Raw genomic sequence first — 1,195 nt, 5'->3', positions numbered from 1 at the left:
TGCTCGGCACGTTGTGGCTGGGAGGCTGCCACAGGACCTTGCTCAATCCAACGGGCCAGGTCGGCCTGGAACAGCGCAACCTGATCATCACCGCGACCCTGCTGATGCTGTTGGTCGTTGTGCCGGTTATCGTCATGACCTTCCTGTTCGCCTGGAAATACCGCGCGTCGAACAAGAACGCCGTCTACACCCCGAAATGGTCGCACTCGACCAAAATCGAAGTGGCGGTGTGGACCATCCCGGTTCTGATCATCATTGCCCTGGGTTACATCACTTACATCTCGACTCACGAGCTGGATCCGTATCGTCCGATCGAATCCGACGTCAAGCCTGTGACCATCGAAGTGGTCGCGCTGGACTGGAAGTGGCTGTTCATCTACCCGGAACAAGGCATCGCCACGGTCAACAAGATCGTGTTCCCGGCGCACACGCCAATCAACTTCAAGATCACCTCTGACGCTGTGATGAACTCGTTCTTCATCCCGGGTCTGGGCGGCCAGATCTACGCGATGGCGGGCATGCAGACCAAGCTGCACCTGATCGCTGACCGTAACGCTGAAATGGACGGTATCTCCGCCAACTACAGCGGCGCGGGTTTCACCGGCATGAAGTTCAAAGCTATTTCCACCACTCAGGAAGATTTCGACGCCTGGGTAAGTGAAGTCAAGAAGTCACCTAAACAGCTTGATCAAGCTGAATACGCAGCCCTTGCCAAGCCAAGCCAGAACAACCCAGTCGAGCTCTACTCCTCGGTCACGCCGAACCAGTTCCAGATCATCGTCGACAAGTACGAAGGTATGAAGCCGGGCAAGCCGCTGAAGCACGAGAAGAAAGAGAAAGAAGTGGCGGCCACGGAAATTGACTCGAGTTCGCATTCAGCTGCCGGGGCAGAGGAGTAAACGATGTTTGGTAAATTAAGTTGGGAAGCAGTCCCATTCCACGAGCCGATCGTGATGGTGACCATCGCCATGATCGCCCTCGGTGGTCTGGCGCTGTTCGCTGCAATCACCTACTTCAAGAAGTGGACGTACTTGTGGACCGAGTGGCTGACTTCGGTTGACCACAAGAAAATCGGCGTGATGTACATCATCGTCGCCATGGTCATGCTGCTGCGCGGTTTTGCCGACGCCATCATGATGCGTACCCAGTTGGCCATGGCCACCGAGGGTTCGCCTGGCTACCTGCCACCTGAACA

At 56.1% G+C, this 1,195-nt stretch carries 2 pseudogenes; both read left to right on the top strand.

The window, feature by feature from the left end:
- A pseudogene (cyoA, locus tag ACIOMO_RS25690) lies at window positions 1-899 on the top strand (ubiquinol oxidase subunit II); the annotation flags it as partial.
- A gap of 3 nt (window positions 900-902) precedes the next feature.
- Window positions 903-1,195: pseudogene (locus tag ACIOMO_RS25685) on the top strand (cytochrome o ubiquinol oxidase subunit I); the annotation flags it as partial.

It is taken from the genome of Pseudomonas sp. NPDC087804 (genome assembly GCF_044742965.1).
In the GTDB taxonomy this organism is placed as follows: Bacteria; Pseudomonadota; Gammaproteobacteria; order Pseudomonadales; family Pseudomonadaceae; genus Aquipseudomonas; species Aquipseudomonas rustica.
Note: the sequence above shows the minus strand (reverse complement) of the source record. Positions and strands in the feature narration are given on the sequence as shown.